Raw genomic sequence first — 16,842 nt, forward strand, 5'->3', positions numbered from 1 at the left:
TATGTAACCTAAAGACATCGGCATTTGATGGGAGGAATAGGATGTTGAACAGAAGCAAAAGGGAATTTTTTGAAGCTGTAAAAAGTGGAAGAGAAATAGAATTTAATTATAATGGAAAACATTATTTTGAGAGCAGAAAGGGGGATAATGATTGGTACATATACTGTGAAGAAACGAAGGAAACTCAACATTTTATATCATCACATGAATTGTTATTATGTACTATACTTGAAGGAAATAATATCAATGATATTTGGGAAGACATTATAATCGATTATGTGTTATAAGTTAACTTTTTTAGCAAATTCCTATTTTACAAGAGATAACAAAAATTAATTAACTATTACAGTACATCCATGAGGTGTACTTTTTTATTATTACTCCAATAGGAAACTAATAAGTAGGTATGCAACTGGTAGTTGAAAAGATGCATCTAAGAGGTTGTTGAATACTGTATGTTTTCTTGTATAATCAAATTATCAACGTTGAGAGAAATTTATGAGATGTATAAAATTAAATGAGAACGCAGAAAATAATAGAATAAGGGGAAGATAATGAAAATCGGGAATAACATTAAAAAGCTAAGAGAAGCGAAACAGATTACGCAAGAGCAACTAGGAAAGTTGTTGAATGTATCTCACCAGGCAGTAAGTAAGTGGGAAAATGATGTGGCATTACCTGATATATCGCTTTTATCAGAAATGGGAAGGGTACTAGAAGTATTAGTAGATGACTTGTTAAAAGATAAGATTGACCCCTATGAATCATATGCAGATCGATTATTTGGGATATATAGTGCATCAAGGACAATGGAAAACTTTCTAAGAGCAGAAGAAGAATATAGAAAGCTTATTGAAAGTGGAAAATGCACCAATAAAGAACTTTGTGAGTATGGCTACTTATATCACTATCATATGAATGATTGTAAGAAAAAAGCTTTTGAAATGTATGATAGGGTTATTGAAGCAGAAAAGGAAAGTAAAAGTGAAGTGTATTATAATACATTAACCTGCTATGTTTCATTAAAGACACAACTAGGTCAATATGATGAAGCAATGACATTGTGTAAACAAATATTTGAAGAAGATACAGAAAATGTGCAAGTATATGATTTAATGTTACAAGTGTATAGCTCAACGGGTAAATACCAAGAAGGGCTAAAGTTCGCAAAAGAGGCAGTTAATAAATTTCCTAATGAATCTGATATGGTGGGCTATATGGGAGAATTCTATGAGCATCTAGAATGTTATGAAGAAGCTTTTGAATGCTGGGATAGGGCTATTGAATTAGCTGATAAGTATATCCATTGGATGTTTAGTAAAGTATTTTGTTATCAAAGATTAGGAAGAAAGCAGGAGGAGTTAAATCAGTGGAAGGCAATTGTATCCTGGTTAGAGGTTAAGGGATTTGAAGGCGGGGCAGAAAAACATAGGCAGAATATAATAAGATTAGAAGAAGAGTTAACTGCGGGTAAAGTGAACCAAAAAAATTGAGGTAAAAGGGCATCTAGAAATAGGTGCTCTCTTTTTATAATTAAATTAGACTAGAAAGGACAACAGAATGAAACAACTACTAGAAAAAAGAAGCAAATTAATTGAACAAATTGAAGCTATTATGAATGTAGCTGAAACAGAGAAGAGAGCCTTCTCAAAGGAGGAACTAGATAAGATTAATGGCTATACAGATGAAGTGAATCAGATTGATGCCACAATCCAAACTCAAAAAGAAGCTAGAGCATTAATGACTACAATTAAAGAGTCAGCAACAGAGACAAGGCAAAATGAGCCCTCTTTATTAGATGAAATACGAGCCTTACAAGCTGATGCGAATAAAGAAATTGAAATTGGTACAAGAGAAGTGAGAGATGGAACACATACCTTTTCAGATACGGCAGTAGGCTCAGGTAATGCACCAACTGAGATTATTTCTAAGACCACTTTTGCAGACTACATCTTAGATAAGCTTGCCTATATCTCACCTTTATATGGGGCTGTACGTCATGAACGCTTTGGAAATAGTAAACATCAAATTCCAGTACAGGCAAACAAGTTAGGAAAGTTTGTCCCTATGAAAGAGCTTGCAGAATATACAAAGCAAGTGGCAACCTTTGAGCCAATCAAGCTAGAAGCCCACAAGTTTGGAACGCTTATTACATTTTCACAAGAAGCTATTGAAGATACTGGCTACAATGTGGAGGGAGAATTAATGCGACAGTTAGCTGAATCATATGGATTGACTTTGGATGAGCTGATTGTAAAAGGAAATGAAGAGTATAAGGTGAATGGGCTTAATGACTTTAGTGTGGATGATGGAGTGAAAGAAGTACAGTTACCAGCTAAACTTACACCTGAAACTCTAACTGAAATGTACTTTGCCCTCCCTATTCGTTATCGCCACACAGCAACTTGGGTTATTTCAGACCAAACAGCTAAGGCCTTAACCGATATGAAGTTTGAAGATGGTAAACCAGTACTTGTAACATCATTTAATAGATCACCAGTAGGACCACACACAACTCTTCTTGGCAGACCAGTTATTATTAATGAGCATGTGGCTGAACTTAATGAAACAGGGTCTGCTATTTTCTTTGGAGACCTAAAACGTGCCTTAATTGTAGGTGAAAGAAAAGCATTATCATTACAGAAGTCTACTGAATATGGATTTATCAGAGATGAAATTGCTATTAAAGCAAATATGAGGTTAGATATTAAAAAGGCTTTAGGTGAGGCAATGGTCATTGGTACAGTTTCGAATGTAGCGAAAACTAGGAGCAAGGTAGCTTAATGAATCTATCAGAGATTGATGTTCCTCTTGTAAAGGAAAACCTTAGACAAGATAGTGATGAAGATGATAAGCTCATTGGAGCCATTTTAGAAGGTGCAAAAGATTATATTGTGAAATATACAGGTCGGAGTTTAGAACAGCTTGAAGAAAGTGAAGACCTTACTATTGCAGTATTGGTGCTAGTAGCAGAGTTTTATGATAATAGGACAATAAATGTAAATGATAGATTGAACTTGAGGATGAATATGATGTTGGAATCTTTGTTAGGAAGGCATAGTGTGAATTTGTTGTAATTGACTTTTGGGTAGGAATAATAGTAATCTTTAGTCAGATATATACATGTTAAAAGGAGAAAATAGGGTGAAATATTATACTAAAGAATGGTACAAAGCAAGTCAACAAACTAATATGGATTTAAGGCTAAAAGAATGTAAAGAAGCGGGTGTGTTTTCTGAAGTATACTTTGAAAAATTATATCATGCTCAGCTCAAGGAATTTCTAGACTCATGGAAAGAAGTTAGTCCAGAAGAATTTGAAGAAATGTTATTTATTCAAAAGTTTGAGGAAGCGTTTAGATATAATAAAAAATACTTAGAGCAGAATCTACCTCAATATATTTTAGAGCAAGTAGCTGATATTAGAGTTTTGACATTACAAAATGCTACAAAAGAAATTATAGGGGAAATTTGCAAGTTCTGTGACAAGAATAGGAAAATAGTTGAGCAAGCTAGACAGGACTATATAGATTACATAGATAAAGTTAAAGAGACACTAGATATTGAAATGATAAGTAATATTCATTTCCATGATTGTATCATAACAGAATTTAAACGAGACCAAGGGGAGATATGTCTTACATTTGATAATGGAGGGGGATTTACTACTTTAACTGAAGCAAAATTTACAGGCGCAGTAATAGAAGAGTTAGATATGCCTCTAGAGCGATGTTGGTGGATTTACGATGAAATTTATAAAGTACAGAATGAATATGAATTACATGTACTAATACAAAGCCAGAGTATGAAGTTAGGATATTTTACATTTAGATTTAAGAATGCTTACTTTAAGTAAAATAAGGTTAATGTATTTATTTGCTATGAATAAGTATTTTTCTCCTTCTCTATAAGACTAGAAAGTAGGTGATAAAATCTATTTCAACGCAGGAAAACTAAACAAAAGAATAACATTCACAGCCTACACAGAAACAACTAACTCAATAGGGCAAACAATCCTATCAGAGCAACCAATAAAAACTATGTGGGCTAATATTATGCCCATAAGAGGATTTGAACAAACCTTAGAAGAACGATTAAGACCTGAAACAGTCTATAGGATTTTAACAAGATATCATAGAGGCATAACACCTAACATGAAAATAAAGTATAAAGACAAACTCCTTCATATCACAGAGATTATTAATGTGGATGAGGGAGATTTTGCTTTAGAGATTACAGCCACTTCAAAGGAGATTAGGAATGGCAAAGAATGATGTATTCCAGTTGAATGGACTAACAGACTTACAGAAGAAATTATCTTTTGTTACGAAGAGCTATCCTGACGAATCAGAGAAGCTTTTAACTAAAATGGGAAATCAATTTAGGAAAGAAGTTAAGAAGAAAACACCTGAAAGACTACAAGGTACGAGTAAGAAGAAACTTATTAATTCCTATAAAGTAAGTAAAGTGAAGGGGTATGGTAAAGACCTATATGTAGAGTTTAGGTCAACCAGCCCTCATTTTCATTTAGTAGAACGTGGGCATAGAATTGTAGTAGGTGGAAGAGGTAGAAAGAAAAAAGATACAGGTGAAAGAGTAGCTGGTAAGCATATGGTTAAAAGGACAACGTTAGAGTTTGAAAAGGAACTCCCACAACAAGCTGAAAAAATGGTGAATAGGGTGGTAAAGAAACTTTTATGATAGGCTATCAGGATCTATTAAAAGGCGTTATTCATGTGCTACAAAATACTTATCCAGCCATACCTATTTATGGTGACGAGGTAACGGAAGGCTACAAGTTACCTTGCTTTTTTACCACAATACTACCGATTGAAAGTGAAACCCAAACTAAGAATTACATATCTATAAACTTACTCATTGTTATTTCCTATTTTTCAGATTGTAAGGATAGCCTTAAATGCCTAGAGGTAATGTCAAAGTTAAAGCAAGCCTTTGGTATTTGCTTAAGTGTGGAAGATAGGCACTTTACAATACAAGATAGTATGATTGAGAAAGTTGAAAAGGATGTTTACCAATTTTCTTTTCGTATTACTTATCATGAGCTTATTAATTTTGAACCTGATAATGAACTTATCACAACCATTGAACACCATATAGAAGGGAGCAATAAATGAGTTTACCAAACGTGATGATTAACTTCAAACAGACAGGTGCAACAGCTATCCAAAGAGGCGAACGTGGTATAGTGGCACTTGTATTGAATGGAGAAACACAAGAAGTACATGAATTAAACAATATAAAAGATGCAGCTGGTATTGCACAACTCACAGACAAACAAAAAGAATACATACAGTTGGCATTCATGGGATATATCAAACCTCCTAAGAAGGTCATTATTATTTTTAGAAGAGGTGAGGAAGAGGATTATAGTCACGCTCAAGAAGTAGTGGAATCTCTTAAATGGGATTATCTAGTTATTCCAGAGATTGAGAGTGGACATGTAGCTAGTATGGTTGTGTGGATGACAGGTCTAAATAAAAAATGTAAGGTAGTCTTACCTAATGCAACCACAGCAGATACAGAAAAGGTTATCAACTTTACAACTACTAATATAAAAACTACATTAGGAGATTACACAACATCAGAATATACCTCACGAATAGCTGGCCTTTTGGCTGGAACACCTATGACGATTAGTGCAACTTTTGCACCACTTAAAGAAGTAATAGGATTTGACCAGCTGACTAAAGAGCAAATGGATGAGGCTATTGGAGATGGGAAATTTATCCTATATCATGATGGAGAAAAGGCTAAAATTGCGAGAGGAGTCAATAGCTTTACCACAACCACACAAGATAAAGGGGAGTCCTTTAAGAAGATAAAAATTGTGGATGCTATGCACATGATTGAAGATGATATTAAAAAGACTTGTGAAGATAGTTATATTGGAAAGTATTCTAATAGCTATGATAATAAATGTGTGCTGATAACAGCGATTCAGACCTATCTTGACCAGTTGGTGTTAGAGGGCATCTTAGATGCTGAGTTTAAGAATGTGGTTGAGATTGATGTAGAGCAACAAAGGAACTATCTTAAGAGTATTGGTGTAGATGTGGAAAAGATGAAAGAACTGGATATTAAAAAGGTTAATACAAGGGATAAGGTTTTTTTGAAGTCACAAATTAAGATATTGGATGCTATTGAGGATATCATATTGAATGTGAGTATTTGAATCACTAGTATTTGTATTTAATTGAAAGATTAATTTGAAAATGTTATTATATTTAAAAAATGTATTAAGGAGTACAAAAGTATGATTCTAGCAGAAAATAAAAATGGGCAACAACTATTGGAGTACATAGTTATTAGTGAAGAGGCATTGGCTGAAAATAAAGAGCTTGCTCCAATTACTGGTTCTTTTGCTATTATAAAATGCAAAGGTAAATATTTAATTGCCTATAATAAATGGAGAAATCAATGGGAATTTCCAGCAGGAGGAATAGAAAATGGTGAAACTTATAAACAGTGTGCAATAAGAGAGCTATTTGAAGAGACTAATCAAAAAGTTTATGATATGAACTTTAAGGGTCTTTTTAAGATCTATGATAAAAATAAAGAAAGAATAAAATATAATGCAGTCTATTTTCAAGAAGTTGATGAGATACAAGCATTTAATTCAAATGATGAAATGACTCAGATTATGTTATGGGATTTTAAGACAGAAATTGGTGAGTTTGATGAGGTGGATAAGAAGATAGTTGAAATGAGTTGCATTTAAAATACATTAGGGCATTTAAAGAGCCCTATTTTTTATACCACAAGAAAGTGGTACTATGTCAAGAAAATGGACACTACAAACGGAGATTTTCTAGTTAGCTAGCTTTTTTCTGTTTGTAGTATTCCTTCTCATAAGCGATAGGCGTTTTATAGCCTATAGTCCCATGAATTCTTTTGCAATTATAAAAATGTAATATATAGTCTAAAATACTTGCCATAGCCTGGGCTCTAGTGCGATATTTCTCATGAAAAATCCATTCTTTCTTAATAATACTAGGGAATGATTCAATACAAGCATTATCATAACAATTACCCTTTCGTCTCATGCTAGAAATAATACCGTGGTGATCTAATAAGGCCTGGTAAGCTTTCGAGCAATACTGTGAGCCGCGATCTGAGTGATGGATAAGTCCCTTCTTAGGTGGTTGTCGCCAGATAGCTTTCTGCAGTGCACTAATTACTAATTCTTTAGTCATTCGTTTATCCATAGCCCAACCAATGATTCGACGTGAAAAAAGATCCATATCGGTAGCTAAATAGAGCCAGCCTTGACTTGTCCAAATATATGTAATATCTGTTACCCAAGCCTTACCTGGGGCATCTACTTTAAAGTTTTGGTTAAGTAAGTTTGGTGATAGAGGTAGGTTATGTTTAGAATGAGTGGTAGCTTTATACTTTTTTACAGTCCTGGATTTAATGTTATTTTTCCTCATAATATTAGACACAGTTTTCTGTGAAACTTTTACCCCTTCTGATGCTAATACTTCTGTAATTTTAGGGCTGCCATAGATTCCTCTTGATTGGATATGAATACACTTAATTTTAGCTATAAGTTTAGCTTTTGCTTTCTTTTGCATAGATGTAGGTCTTTTAAGCTACATATAATAACCACTTTTAGAAACACCTAGTACTTTACACATCTTTGCTACACGATATATGTATTGGTGTTTATGAATGAAGGCATGAATTACTTCAGGTCTTTTGCAAAGATGCTCATAGCCTTTTTTTAGATAGCATTTTCCTCTTCTAAATCTCTTAATCTTTTTTCAAGATCTTTCAACGCTTTATCTTCACTTCTAAGATTACCACAACCTACAAAAAGTTCAGATTGATCTTCTTTGTACTTTTGGCTCCATTTACTTAATGTTTGCTGAGCAATATCTAGCTCTCTAGATACTTGTGCTGCTGTCTTACCTTGTTCAGTTACTTGCTTTACTGCATGAAGTTTAAATTCTTTGTCATATTTTTTAGCCATGTTTGGACACTCTGGTTCATAATAATTATTTTTATTATAACTGAAATTCCCATTCTGTGTGTCCATTTTTTATTCTAGCATCAGTTGACTTTTAGACGAAGTGAAAAGATGACAGCAGTTACACTTTTGAGAGAAGCTAGGTACTCCTTACCATTTCATGAAGAACTGGAAGATGAGATCCAACTTATTGATTTTAGTAGAACGAGAGAAAGTTCATTTGAAAGCCTTATGATTCTTGCGAATAGAACTAAAGTTGCGATAGCAGTTGTTGGTACAGAAGATGCGTATGAGATGATGTTTTCAAAATTTAGAACAGGACGTAGGGTAGGTACAGTTATTAAAGCTCATAGTTGTTGATTGGATTATGGATACTTCTCTTTACTTGTTAAAAAGTTAATGGAGTATCAGTGGTTTGATACAATTGTTACCCCTACGGATGAGTTGATAGAAGCCTTATTTGATGAAACTAAGGGAATTATAGATCAGTTAATTTCAATATATATATATGCAGATTGATTATATACGCAAAAAGAAAGTCAAGCCTGAAATCAATGCAGATTATGTACACAAGAGTGTAGACAAGTATTATCTAGGACTTAAGGAATTGCTAAATGACTTAAATAATCCTTATATACAAAAACAAAGAAGTGAAATCTTGAGGAACGCAGAAAGAGAAATTGACGCAAAAATAGACGCAGAGAGGCAGAAAGCGTCTGCTTTAGAAATTGAAGCATTTATGCCGAGTGAAGAACAAAAAATAATCAACAAGTTAAAGAAAATATTTTGCATAGCATTCAAATGATAACAAGTGATTTTACTACAGATACAATTATTTCAACGATTGAAGAAGTGATGAATTTAGCTACGTCAAAAGTGATGAGTGAGCAAGAGATAGGGCAAAAGTATTTCAGCTACTAACCAAAGGAAAAACAGACAAACGTCCTAAAGCTAAGAAAAATGATGTAAAGATAGATTCGAAACATATAGATATGAAAAATTATCTATTAAATAATTAATATCTTTTCTCGAATAGCCCTATCCTTTGCATTTATAAAGGACGGGGCTTCTTTTATATACTATGTCATCAATATTGTTTAATAAAGTCTAAGATTAAAAGAAGGGTGGAATAAAAGCAATTGTGATGTAGATAAATAGAATATTTTAATTAATATATAAAGTTAAACTTTTATAATAAGGGTTTGTGTCGTATAATTGTCATATATTGTGAATACTATGATTTTAAAACGATTTTTATAAGAAAGAGGGAGGCTAGAATATGAGGTTAAAAAACAGATTTTTTTGATAGCAGTAACCATAATGTGGGGAAGCTTGCTGGTAAGCTGTACAAGTCATAAAGAGGTAATAGTGGTAAACGAAGTTAATGAAAGTAACAAAGAAGAACAAAAGATTACAAATAAGGTTGATGATGAAAAACTTGAAGAACTAAATAGTTCCAAAGACAACCTAAATACAGAATCTGACTTATACAGGATACAAGAAATACAAATTAGAGAAGAAATAGAATCATATATAAGGAAGAATTTGATAGCACTTATTTAGAGAAGAATATCTTAGAAATACACCAAAAGATTTTGCCGATAGAATATTATAATGGTTTTAACTTGGAAGGAAAGGAAGTATCACCAAGTACCTATCAATCTATAGTTATGACAATCAAAATAGAACCTAATGGAGATGAAATACAAGAAGAAGAGATTATTAAGATTGCCAACAGCACTTACAAAATCAACTAAAAATTTGGGACTTAAGAATATTAATATAAAGAGATAGTGGAAGGAAATTATGTTGTGAAGAAGCAGTTGTGTTTAATAATGGTAATAGCAGTGTTATTGAGTGTTAGAATGACTAATGTTTATGCTACTCCGATGGAATTAGTATGTGATGGCAACAGATATCTTTATGAGTTGGCACCGATTACTCTATATATAGATGATATGTTAGTAGAAACACAAGCTATGCCACCCATACAAATAGAAGAAATTACTTTAGTGCCTGTAAGAGAAATTTTTGAAGCTATAGGAGCTGTTATAGAATGGAAAGAAGAAGAAAAGAAAGTATATATTGCATATCAAGATACTGTAATCATATTAGAGATGAATCATCCTGAGGCATGGGTAAGTGGTATTACGTTTATTTTAGATATGCCTGCCAAAATAATAAACAATAAAATTATGGTGCCTCTAAGATTTATCAGTGAACAATTAGGATTTGATGTATATTGGGACGGAGTAAATAGAACAATCTATATAAATGCCCCTATTGAAAAAGTACCTGAAATTGAACCAGAAGAAGAAAGCGAAGACTCGGCAGATGATACAGTTGTAGGGGTAAATCAAGGGAATATACGATATGAGAACACAACTCCCAAACTATTAATTGACCTGAAGGAAGAAGTTATAAAAGAGCAACTAATCATACAAAATGATTATGTGAATAAAAAGATTATAATAGACCTAGGTGATAATTATGAGACCTCTTTTAATAATGGGAGTATGATGATTCAAGATACTGTAATTGAGTATATAGAAGTTAAGAATACCTTAACTACCCAATTTGTTTTACATATGAATGGAATTTATGAATATGAACTGGATGAACAGGCAAAAAAACTAGAAATTAAATTTATAAAGCCGAAGGACAAATATGATAAAATCCTCTTTTTAGATGCAGGTCATGGTGGGAAAGCACCAGGATCTATAGCTAATAACTTAATAGAAAAAGAAGTGAATTTAAAGCAAACTTTAGCGGTTAAGGATTTAATTGAAAACAATACAGATATTAAAGTGTATTTAACTAGAAGCGAAGATATAAGCGTTAGCACTGAGGAAAGACCTTTTATAGCAAATGATATAGGGGCGGATTTATTTGTCAGTATTCATAATAACTCTACTAGTAACTCAGAGGTAAATGGAACAGAGGTGCACTATTACCCAGATACTAATGGTGATGTAAATGAAAGCATTGCAAGTCTTTTTCAAGAAAAACTAATTGCGTATTGTGGATTAAAAGATAGGGGGGTTAAACCTAGTCCAGATTTATGGGTGCTTAAGATGAGTAATATGCCAGCAGTACTTATTGAAGGGGGATTTTTATCCAATGTATCAGATGCATCTTGTTTGGGTGACGAAGCATTTACTAATGCTTATGCTTATGCGGTATACGAAGCAATAGTGGAAACTTTTAATCATCTTTAGTCAGGTAATTATAGTATTATTTTTGTAGAGTATATTTGTATCCAAATAAAGAAGGGGGCTCATATATGAGAAAACGATTAATTGTTATTCCGATAATTATAACAGGGATGTTGACAGGGTGTGTTGGAAATACTATAACTACGCCTAAAGAACCGCTTATAGTACCACCTATAACTGAAACACCAACAATTCAACATGATGTTTCAGAGGAAAGTGAGTTAGGTTCTCAAAAAACAATAGAAATACTTCGAGCTGAAATGCTAGAAGGACTAAGTACTATGGAACTTGCGAAAATTAGATATGGACTTCCAGGAATGATTTTTAAATTAGAAACTCAAGCACAAAGAAATTTAGAACAAATAATAATTGACCTCCAAAACATAATAAATGCATCAGATTCTCTTGTTTTTCAAGAAGATTTGACTACTATTCAAAAGTTAATTCAATACACCTTGGAAACGGTTGCCGACAAGTACTCGGAAGCTCCGTTAAAAGCGGATGATGTTTATTCCTTGCAAATAGCTGTTAAAATGTTGAGTGACTTATCTTACTACGGAATAGACTATCCGATAGATACTAAAACACCTCTAGAAGGAGTATTCTCACCTGCTATATACTCTAAGGGTGAACTCTTTGGTGTTACTAAGAGCTTAGGTGGAGAATATTCACCTGAAACGATTGCTATAATTAATAAAGTAATTTTAGAAACACCAATACCAAACTATAGCTTGGAAGATCTTTGTATAGAGCTAGAAGCTATCATATCTGAAGAACTTTCAACAGTCACAATTGAAAAACAAGAGCATTTAAAAGAAAAAAATTTAGAGTTTAGTGACACAATTTATGAAATGAGGCAATTTCTTATTGCATTAGATTATGGAAGAGCAAACTTAATTGATTTAATGGGGAAAAATAAACAACATTTAATAAATATACTTGATGAATGTCTCCGCTTGCTACCAGACGGAAAACTTAAAGAAGAGTATTTGAAGGTTGAGGAATATCTGAAATATGCCTATGATCTCATCGAAGAAGAGAACTTTAACTATGATGTGGTTTTAATGTGCATAGAAGGAGCACAAGAATCTTTAGATGACATTTCGGCAACAGTACTGGCTAATGTAGAACCTTTGGTAAATAAGAGATACTCTGCATCGTTGGCGTTATTTGAAGAAGGCCCTGTTTTGTACGATTGGATAAAACATGAGAAGACAGGTGAATATCCTGATGGAGGAAAACAAAAAACAGATTTTTTTAATGTTCCTGTGTACTATGAAAATTAACAGATGAGCAAATAGTTATTCTATAGGTGTGGAGATATGCATAGTGCTAGACATCTTAGATGAAATGTCAATTGGTGATATTATGCCTTATATTTATCTGAATACTGATCAAACTCAAGGTTATATCGTTAATCAATCTAAAGCAGGTGAATTTAATGTAACAAAAGTGGCAGTGAAGGAAGAAAAAAATAATACAGAGGATATTATTTGAGAATTAACTAAAGCATAAAAGAATATTTCTAAATACAAGTTATAGCTACTTTTTTAGTTTGTTATATTTCTAAATATTGAAGTGCTAGCCGTTATGACTAGTTTGCTTTTTTATAGTAAAAATAATAATGATAACTAGTTATAAGAAGTTGTTAGATTGAAATATTTAATAAATTAATAGGATCCACATAATGCCTGGAATTTCACTAAATTATTTAATGCACTAGGGGACAGATATAATGAGAATTAAAAAAATATTAAGTATGGTATTGGTAATAAGTATAATTATATTTTTATTGAGTGGCTGTGCCTCTTATTCAAATTACACTAATAGTAATCTTTTTAATGAGTCATATGAAAATGAATCATTTAATAATAGTATAATAGTCTCTGAAGGAGATTTTACTTTGTTTTATAATAGTTTTAATCAATCTACTGACAAAAATTATTATATAAGTAAAGATGAATTTTTAAAATGGCAAAAGGTAGAAGATTTTCATGATTGGTCAAATACTGCTACTATAATAGATAAATATATCTATGATTTTGTCAATGATAAAGATAGCAATTGTTACCGTATATGGAATATATACAAAAGAGATTGCATAGAAACGGATTGTGGGGCTACTCAATTCTTTGCTGTTTGGGAATATGATAAAAAGCATTCTTGGAATGGATTAAAATGTGAAAATGTTATTAGTACAGAGAATTTATCCAATGATGTTAAAAGTAGATTTTAAGAGTATTGTAAACGTAGGCAAGAACCCTAAAGGGCTTGTTATAACATGGGTAACCAACTGGCTTATCAAACCGTTTACTATGTATGGGATTGCTGTGTTATTCTTCTATGTTATATTCAAAGACATTATACCTGCTGATTTAGCAAAGGATTACTTAGCGGGAGCAGTATTATTAGGAGCAGCTCCATGCACAGCTATGGTATTTGTATGGAGTTCATTAACTAAAGGTGACCCTGCATATACGCTTGTGCAGGTGGCAACTAATGACCTTATTATATTAATTGCGTTTGTTCCTATTGTAGGATTTTTATTAGGAATAGGTGGCATTAGTATACCTTGGGCTACATTGTTTTTATCAGTAGTTTTATTTGTTGTGATACCTTTAGTGCTTGGAATGGTCACAAGACATTTTGTAATCAAGAAAAGGGATGTAAATTACTTAGAGAATGTATTTATTAAGAAGTTCAACAATGTAACAATTATAGGTCTGTTATTGACGTTGACTATTATTTTCTCATTTCAAGGAGATGTAATTCTTAGTAATCCTTTGCACATTGTATTAATTGCAATACCACTTATCATTCAGACGTTCTTAATTTTCTTTATTACTTATACATGGGCAAGAGTATGGAAATTAGAGCATAGGGTTGCTTCGCCAGCAGGTATGATAGGAGCAAGTAATTTCTTTGAACTAGCAGTAGCAGTAGCAATAGCAGTATTTGGAGCACAATCTCCAGTAGCATTAGCAACAATAGTAGGTGTATTAGTAGAAGTTCCTATAATGCTTATTTTAGTTAAAATTGCAAATAACACCAGAGGATGGTTTGACAAAAAGGAGAATTAAATTTATGCAAAAGATGAAAGTAGCATTTATATGTGTTCACAATTCGTGCAGATCACAAATGGCTGAAGCTTTAGGGAAACATTTAGCTTCAGATGTATTTGAAAGTTATTCAGCGGGTACAGAGTTAAGACCTCAAATCAATCAAGATGCAGTAAGAATCATTAAAGAGCTTCATGGAATAGATATGAATGAAACACAAAAGAGTAAGCTCTTAGTAGATATACCAGAGGTAGATATTGTTGTTACAATGGGGTGTAATGTACAATGCCCTAACTTACCATGTAAGCATAGAGAAGATTGGGGACTGGATGACCCATCTGGTAAAGAGGATGCAGAGTTTATTATGACAGCAAAGATAATAGAGGAAAAAATACAAAGTCTTAAAAGAAGAATTCTTAACAATACATTTTGAAATATGATATAAGAGACAGTTAACCACACTGCCTCTTTTTTTATACCTATAAAGGCTCCAACACAGTCCAACTAGAAACAATCGCAAATAGTATTACTATAACCATTATAACTAGCATAATCCTTAAAAATCTTTTAGTTCGTCTCTCGTCCCTAGCAGTAAATCTTTTTATTGTAAAGAATGGACTAAAAGAGAGGAGGAGTAATTGTTCAAATGCCTCCTTTATGTTTCTTCTAATACTTATAATTTGAGTGGATTTTTTCCCATTATCTACCCTCAAAATTTTAACTTGGCTTTCCCCAAAATCTTCAAGAGAGTGTAGTCTAAGGATAAAAAAAGCTGAAACAAAAGCCATAATCATCATACCTATAAATATCATACCTAAGCCATAAGCCAGTTCTTCAACACGTACGGCGTTTTTATAGCCAAACAGCTTTACTAGTGATACTTCATATAAATCAAGAAGCTTTTGGAACATTTCAATCAATCTCCTTTGTTATAGTACTCTTTTGCCATAGTTTTGAACTCTTCTATCACTTTGCTCATTTTTTCAGGATTAAAATTCTTATCTTTTGTCACATCTATAAAGAGTTGCCTTAATTCAGGATATTGCATAATTACATTGATTTCATCATTGGGTAGCTTGTTATATAGACTGAATAATTGTTTTTGATCCACACCATATAATTGCCCTAATGCTATCAATGTGGGTTCTGATGGGGCACAACTACCACGTTCAAATTGGCTTATATAGCTGCCTGAAACTCCAATAGCACGACCTACTTTAAAAACAGATAGGCCTGTCCCTTTACGAAGATTCCTAAGTTCCCTACCAGCTTTTTCCCATAGTTCCTTTTTATCCACACTAATTTATTGGGAGGGATTTTATGTATAAAGGGTATAAAATAAGTAAACGCTTAGAAAGATATATTAGTTATGCAGAAACAAAATATCAAAAGCTCAATGTATATTACAATGCTGACTTATGGGAAATACTAGAATCCTATGATTTAATCAATGAGCAACCTGATTGTATGAAGTGGTATGTTTATGACAAAATTAAGGGAGAAGGGGAGCATGAGGATGCTTATAAGGTGACAAAGAGTGTGAACGGGTGTACTTATGTGAGAGAGGTTTTTGAAGAAATAAGTTAAAAAAAGGGATTAGGCATTTAACCTAATCCAGTTATACTTATTTAACGATTTATTTCTTACCTATTTTCTTCCTTACATTCATATTGACATAATTATCAAGGATATTAAGCTTGTCATAATCCATTTTTAAATCTTCAATATCAAGGGTTACGTAACGTCTAGTAGTTTCAATTTTGCTATGGCCTAATAGGTGCTGTAAGCGAAATATGTCGCCTTTGTTTTTAACATAATTAGTAGCGTAGGTATTTCTATATCTGTGAACACCTGTTGTAGTTACACCTCTCGAACGATTATATCTATTTACTAACATAGTGAGTCCATGCCGACCTAATTGTTCTCCAAATTGATTAGGGAAGAGGTAATCTGTGTCCTCGTTATAGCGCCATATAGATAGGTATTGTTTTAACACTCGTTTAAGCTGTGTACTCATAGGAATATGATATTGCTTTCTTGTTTTAGTAGTATCCAAGAAAATTAGATTGTTCTCAAAATCAATATCTTTAATTTTAATATTTATCAAGGTATTTCTTCTCACACCCGTAGAAAGGAGAAAGCAAATGATACAGTGATCGCGCATAGATACAAAAGTTTTATTCTTAGGTGGTTGTAGAAGTAGATTAATTTCTTCATCTGAATAAATATCTTTAAATTTAAAACTTTCGTCGGGCATAGAAAATTTAATATCTAAATCATGATATTTAAAGAATACCTTCAAGAGCTTACAGTAGGAACGAGCAGTATTACCAATTGTTCTTTCAAGACAATTTGCAATATAGTTATCCATATCTACCTTGGTAAGATCATAAATATTAAAATCTTCTCCTATAAAATCCATAAAGTATCGTGTAGCTTTTTCATAGTTCACTATTGTATCGTTCACAAGATTTCTAGCCCTACAATTTAACAAAAATTCTTCTCTAGCTTCTGCCATGTTTTTTGTAGCGTTTACAGTCTTAATTTTAATAACCTTTTTACGCTTATTTTTCATAAAA

Annotated in this window: 24 protein-coding genes and 1 pseudogene; 20 read left to right on the forward strand and 5 right to left on the reverse strand. The window is 32.6% G+C overall.

Features of this window, described 5'->3' with window-relative positions; all coding sequences use genetic code 11:
• Positions 1-41 precede the first annotated feature (41 nt).
• The 10 genes from ACLTBU_RS00080 (at position 42) to ACLTBU_RS00125 (ending at position 6,738) form a co-directional block, all read left to right on the forward strand.
• Positions 42-287 carry a hypothetical protein gene (locus ACLTBU_RS00080; protein WP_412216984.1) on the forward strand — a complete coding sequence of 82 codons (246 nt, stop codon included), beginning with the start codon at positions 42-44 and terminating at the stop codon, positions 285-287.
• Positions 288-554: 267 nt separating this feature from the next.
• The gene (locus ACLTBU_RS00085; RefSeq protein ID WP_412216985.1) at positions 555-1,493 is read left to right on the forward strand and encodes a helix-turn-helix domain-containing protein; all 939 of its coding nucleotides are present in this window, start codon (positions 555-557) and stop codon (positions 1,491-1,493) included.
• A 67-nt stretch (positions 1,494-1,560) separates the two neighbouring features.
• The gene (locus ACLTBU_RS00090) at positions 1,561-2,784 is read left to right on the forward strand and encodes a phage major capsid protein (RefSeq protein WP_412216986.1); all 1,224 of its coding nucleotides are present in this window, start codon (positions 1,561-1,563) and stop codon (positions 2,782-2,784) included.
• A complete protein-coding gene (locus ACLTBU_RS00095) occupies positions 2,784-3,077 on the forward strand; it encodes a head-tail connector protein (RefSeq protein ID WP_412216987.1) in 294 nt (97 codons plus the stop codon). Before ACLTBU_RS00090 ends, ACLTBU_RS00095 begins: the two co-directional genes overlap by 1 nt.
• 67 nt (positions 3,078-3,144) lie before the next feature.
• A complete protein-coding gene (locus ACLTBU_RS00100; RefSeq protein ID WP_412216989.1) occupies positions 3,145-3,855 on the forward strand; it encodes a DUF4085 family protein in 711 nt (236 codons plus the stop codon).
• Positions 3,856-3,931: 76 nt separating this feature from the next.
• Positions 3,932-4,273 carry a phage head closure protein gene (locus tag ACLTBU_RS00105; RefSeq protein ID WP_412217331.1) on the forward strand — a complete coding sequence of 114 codons (342 nt, stop codon included), beginning with the start codon at positions 3,932-3,934 and terminating at the stop codon, positions 4,271-4,273.
• Complete coding sequence (locus ACLTBU_RS00110) at positions 4,260-4,700, forward strand: HK97 gp10 family phage protein (RefSeq protein ID WP_412216990.1); 441 nt, start codon at positions 4,260-4,262, stop codon at positions 4,698-4,700. Before ACLTBU_RS00105 ends, ACLTBU_RS00110 begins: the two co-directional genes overlap by 14 nt.
• On the forward strand, positions 4,697-5,134 hold the full coding sequence (locus ACLTBU_RS00115) for a DUF6838 family protein (RefSeq protein ID WP_412216991.1): 438 nt from the start codon (positions 4,697-4,699) through the stop codon (positions 5,132-5,134). The genes ACLTBU_RS00110 and ACLTBU_RS00115 overlap by 4 nt, the downstream gene beginning before the upstream one ends.
• Positions 5,131-6,192: a phage tail sheath C-terminal domain-containing protein gene (locus ACLTBU_RS00120; protein WP_412216992.1), complete on the forward strand. Its 1,062-nt coding sequence runs from the start codon at positions 5,131-5,133 to the stop codon at positions 6,190-6,192. Before ACLTBU_RS00115 ends, ACLTBU_RS00120 begins: the two co-directional genes overlap by 4 nt.
• Before the next feature lie 81 nt (positions 6,193-6,273).
• Positions 6,274-6,738, forward strand: a complete 465-nt coding sequence (locus ACLTBU_RS00125; RefSeq protein ID WP_412216993.1) for an NUDIX hydrolase — start codon at positions 6,274-6,276, stop codon at positions 6,736-6,738.
• Positions 6,739-6,832: 94 nt separating this feature from the next.
• Here ACLTBU_RS00125 and ACLTBU_RS00130 read toward each other — a convergent pair whose 3' ends face one another.
• Both ACLTBU_RS00130 and ACLTBU_RS00135 read right to left on the reverse strand, forming a co-directional pair.
• Complete coding sequence (locus ACLTBU_RS00130) at positions 6,833-7,594, reverse strand: IS3 family transposase (protein WP_412216994.1); 762 nt, start codon at positions 7,592-7,594, stop codon at positions 6,833-6,835.
• Positions 7,595-7,743: 149 nt separating this feature from the next.
• A complete protein-coding gene (locus tag ACLTBU_RS00135; RefSeq protein WP_412216995.1) occupies positions 7,744-7,992 on the reverse strand; it encodes a transposase in 249 nt (82 codons plus the stop codon).
• Positions 7,993-8,100: 108 nt separating this feature from the next.
• Here ACLTBU_RS00135 and ACLTBU_RS00140 point away from each other — a divergent pair, with 108 nt between their 5' ends.
• From ACLTBU_RS00140 to ACLTBU_RS00180, 9 genes and pseudogenes are all read left to right on the forward strand, one after another.
• Positions 8,101-8,349, forward strand: coding sequence for a hypothetical protein (locus ACLTBU_RS00140; protein ID WP_412216997.1), 249 nt, complete (start codon positions 8,101-8,103; stop codon positions 8,347-8,349).
• A gap of 1,008 nt (positions 8,350-9,357) precedes the next feature.
• Positions 9,358-9,552, forward strand: a complete 195-nt coding sequence (locus ACLTBU_RS00145; protein ID WP_412216998.1) for a hypothetical protein — start codon at positions 9,358-9,360, stop codon at positions 9,550-9,552.
• A gap of 62 nt (positions 9,553-9,614) precedes the next feature.
• Positions 9,615-9,746: a hypothetical protein gene (locus ACLTBU_RS00150; RefSeq protein WP_412216999.1), complete on the forward strand. Its 132-nt coding sequence runs from the start codon at positions 9,615-9,617 to the stop codon at positions 9,744-9,746.
• 54 nt (positions 9,747-9,800) lie between these two features.
• Positions 9,801-11,207 carry an N-acetylmuramoyl-L-alanine amidase gene (locus tag ACLTBU_RS00155; RefSeq protein WP_412217001.1) on the forward strand — a complete coding sequence of 469 codons (1,407 nt, stop codon included), beginning with the start codon at positions 9,801-9,803 and terminating at the stop codon, positions 11,205-11,207.
• 65 nt (positions 11,208-11,272) lie between these two features.
• Positions 11,273-12,490, forward strand: coding sequence for a hypothetical protein (locus ACLTBU_RS00160; protein ID WP_412217003.1), 1,218 nt, complete (start codon positions 11,273-11,275; stop codon positions 12,488-12,490).
• A gap of 43 nt (positions 12,491-12,533) precedes the next feature.
• A complete protein-coding gene (locus tag ACLTBU_RS00165; RefSeq protein WP_412217004.1) occupies positions 12,534-12,701 on the forward strand; it encodes a hypothetical protein in 168 nt (55 codons plus the stop codon).
• A 238-nt stretch (positions 12,702-12,939) separates the two neighbouring features.
• A complete protein-coding gene (locus tag ACLTBU_RS00170) occupies positions 12,940-13,440 on the forward strand; it encodes a hypothetical protein (protein ID WP_412217006.1) in 501 nt (166 codons plus the stop codon).
• Positions 13,403-14,284: pseudogene (arsB, locus tag ACLTBU_RS00175) on the forward strand (ACR3 family arsenite efflux transporter); the annotation flags it as partial. The gene ACLTBU_RS00170 and the pseudogene arsB, both read left to right, overlap by 38 nt.
• A 4-nt stretch (positions 14,285-14,288) precedes the next feature.
• Positions 14,289-14,696, forward strand: coding sequence for an arsenate reductase ArsC (locus tag ACLTBU_RS00180; RefSeq protein WP_412217007.1), 408 nt, complete (start codon positions 14,289-14,291; stop codon positions 14,694-14,696).
• Positions 14,697-14,742: 46 nt separating this feature from the next.
• On the opposite strand, the gene ACLTBU_RS00185 is transcribed toward ACLTBU_RS00180, so the two are convergent.
• Together ACLTBU_RS00185 and ACLTBU_RS00190 are read right to left on the reverse strand one after the other, a co-directional pair.
• Positions 14,743-15,174: a hypothetical protein gene (locus ACLTBU_RS00185; RefSeq protein ID WP_412217009.1), complete on the reverse strand. Its 432-nt coding sequence runs from the start codon at positions 15,172-15,174 to the stop codon at positions 14,743-14,745.
• 5 nt (positions 15,175-15,179) lie between these two features.
• Positions 15,180-15,560 (reverse strand): helix-turn-helix domain-containing protein, encoded by a 381-nt coding sequence (locus ACLTBU_RS00190; RefSeq protein WP_412217011.1) that lies wholly within the window; start codon positions 15,558-15,560, stop codon positions 15,180-15,182.
• Between the two features lie 23 nt (positions 15,561-15,583).
• Between ACLTBU_RS00190 and ACLTBU_RS00195 the strand changes: the two genes are divergently transcribed.
• Positions 15,584-15,850: a hypothetical protein gene (locus ACLTBU_RS00195; protein ID WP_412217013.1), complete on the forward strand. Its 267-nt coding sequence runs from the start codon at positions 15,584-15,586 to the stop codon at positions 15,848-15,850.
• Between the two features lie 49 nt (positions 15,851-15,899).
• Here ACLTBU_RS00195 and ACLTBU_RS00200 read toward each other — a convergent pair whose 3' ends face one another.
• Positions 15,900-16,838, reverse strand: a complete 939-nt coding sequence (locus ACLTBU_RS00200; protein WP_412217014.1) for a tyrosine-type recombinase/integrase — start codon at positions 16,836-16,838, stop codon at positions 15,900-15,902.
• Between the last annotated feature and the right edge of the window lie 4 nt (positions 16,839-16,842).

Source organism: Zhenhengia sp. (genome assembly GCF_046966505.1).
GTDB lineage: Bacteria > Bacillota > Clostridia > Lachnospirales > Cellulosilyticaceae > Zhenhengia > Zhenhengia yiwuensis.

What these genes read in the sequence shown, in the direction of transcription:
- ACLTBU_RS00180 (WP_412217007.1), top strand. Translation starts at nt 14,289, where the DNA reads ATGCAAAAGATGAAAGTAGCATTTATATGTGTTCACAATTCGTGCAGA.
- ACLTBU_RS00135 (WP_412216995.1), bottom strand. Translation starts at nt 7,992, where the DNA reads ATGGCTAAAAAATATGACAAAGAATTTAAACTTCATGCAGTAAAGCAA.
- ACLTBU_RS00085 (WP_412216985.1), top strand. Translation starts at nt 555, where the DNA reads ATGAAAATCGGGAATAACATTAAAAAGCTAAGAGAAGCGAAACAGATT.
- ACLTBU_RS00125 (WP_412216993.1), top strand. Translation starts at nt 6,274, where the DNA reads ATGATTCTAGCAGAAAATAAAAATGGGCAACAACTATTGGAGTACATA.
- ACLTBU_RS00080 (WP_412216984.1), top strand. Translation starts at nt 42, where the DNA reads ATGTTGAACAGAAGCAAAAGGGAATTTTTTGAAGCTGTAAAAAGTGGA.
- ACLTBU_RS00095 (WP_412216987.1), top strand. Translation starts at nt 2,784, where the DNA reads ATGAATCTATCAGAGATTGATGTTCCTCTTGTAAAGGAAAACCTTAGA.
- ACLTBU_RS00090 (WP_412216986.1), top strand. Translation starts at nt 1,561, where the DNA reads ATGAAACAACTACTAGAAAAAAGAAGCAAATTAATTGAACAAATTGAA.
- ACLTBU_RS00140 (WP_412216997.1), top strand. Translation starts at nt 8,101, where the DNA reads ATGACAGCAGTTACACTTTTGAGAGAAGCTAGGTACTCCTTACCATTT.
- ACLTBU_RS00115 (WP_412216991.1), top strand. Translation starts at nt 4,697, where the DNA reads ATGATAGGCTATCAGGATCTATTAAAAGGCGTTATTCATGTGCTACAA.
- ACLTBU_RS00160 (WP_412217003.1), top strand. Translation starts at nt 11,273, where the DNA reads ATGAGAAAACGATTAATTGTTATTCCGATAATTATAACAGGGATGTTG.
- ACLTBU_RS00185 (WP_412217009.1), bottom strand. Translation starts at nt 15,174, where the DNA reads ATGTTCCAAAAGCTTCTTGATTTATATGAAGTATCACTAGTAAAGCTG.
- ACLTBU_RS00110 (WP_412216990.1), top strand. Translation starts at nt 4,260, where the DNA reads ATGGCAAAGAATGATGTATTCCAGTTGAATGGACTAACAGACTTACAG.
- ACLTBU_RS00120 (WP_412216992.1), top strand. Translation starts at nt 5,131, where the DNA reads ATGAGTTTACCAAACGTGATGATTAACTTCAAACAGACAGGTGCAACA.
- ACLTBU_RS00200 (WP_412217014.1), bottom strand. Translation starts at nt 16,838, where the DNA reads ATGAAAAATAAGCGTAAAAAGGTTATTAAAATTAAGACTGTAAACGCT.
- ACLTBU_RS00195 (WP_412217013.1), top strand. Translation starts at nt 15,584, where the DNA reads ATGTATAAAGGGTATAAAATAAGTAAACGCTTAGAAAGATATATTAGT.
- ACLTBU_RS00130 (WP_412216994.1), bottom strand. Translation starts at nt 7,594, where the DNA reads ATGCAAAAGAAAGCAAAAGCTAAACTTATAGCTAAAATTAAGTGTATT.
- ACLTBU_RS00170 (WP_412217006.1), top strand. Translation starts at nt 12,940, where the DNA reads ATGAGAATTAAAAAAATATTAAGTATGGTATTGGTAATAAGTATAATT.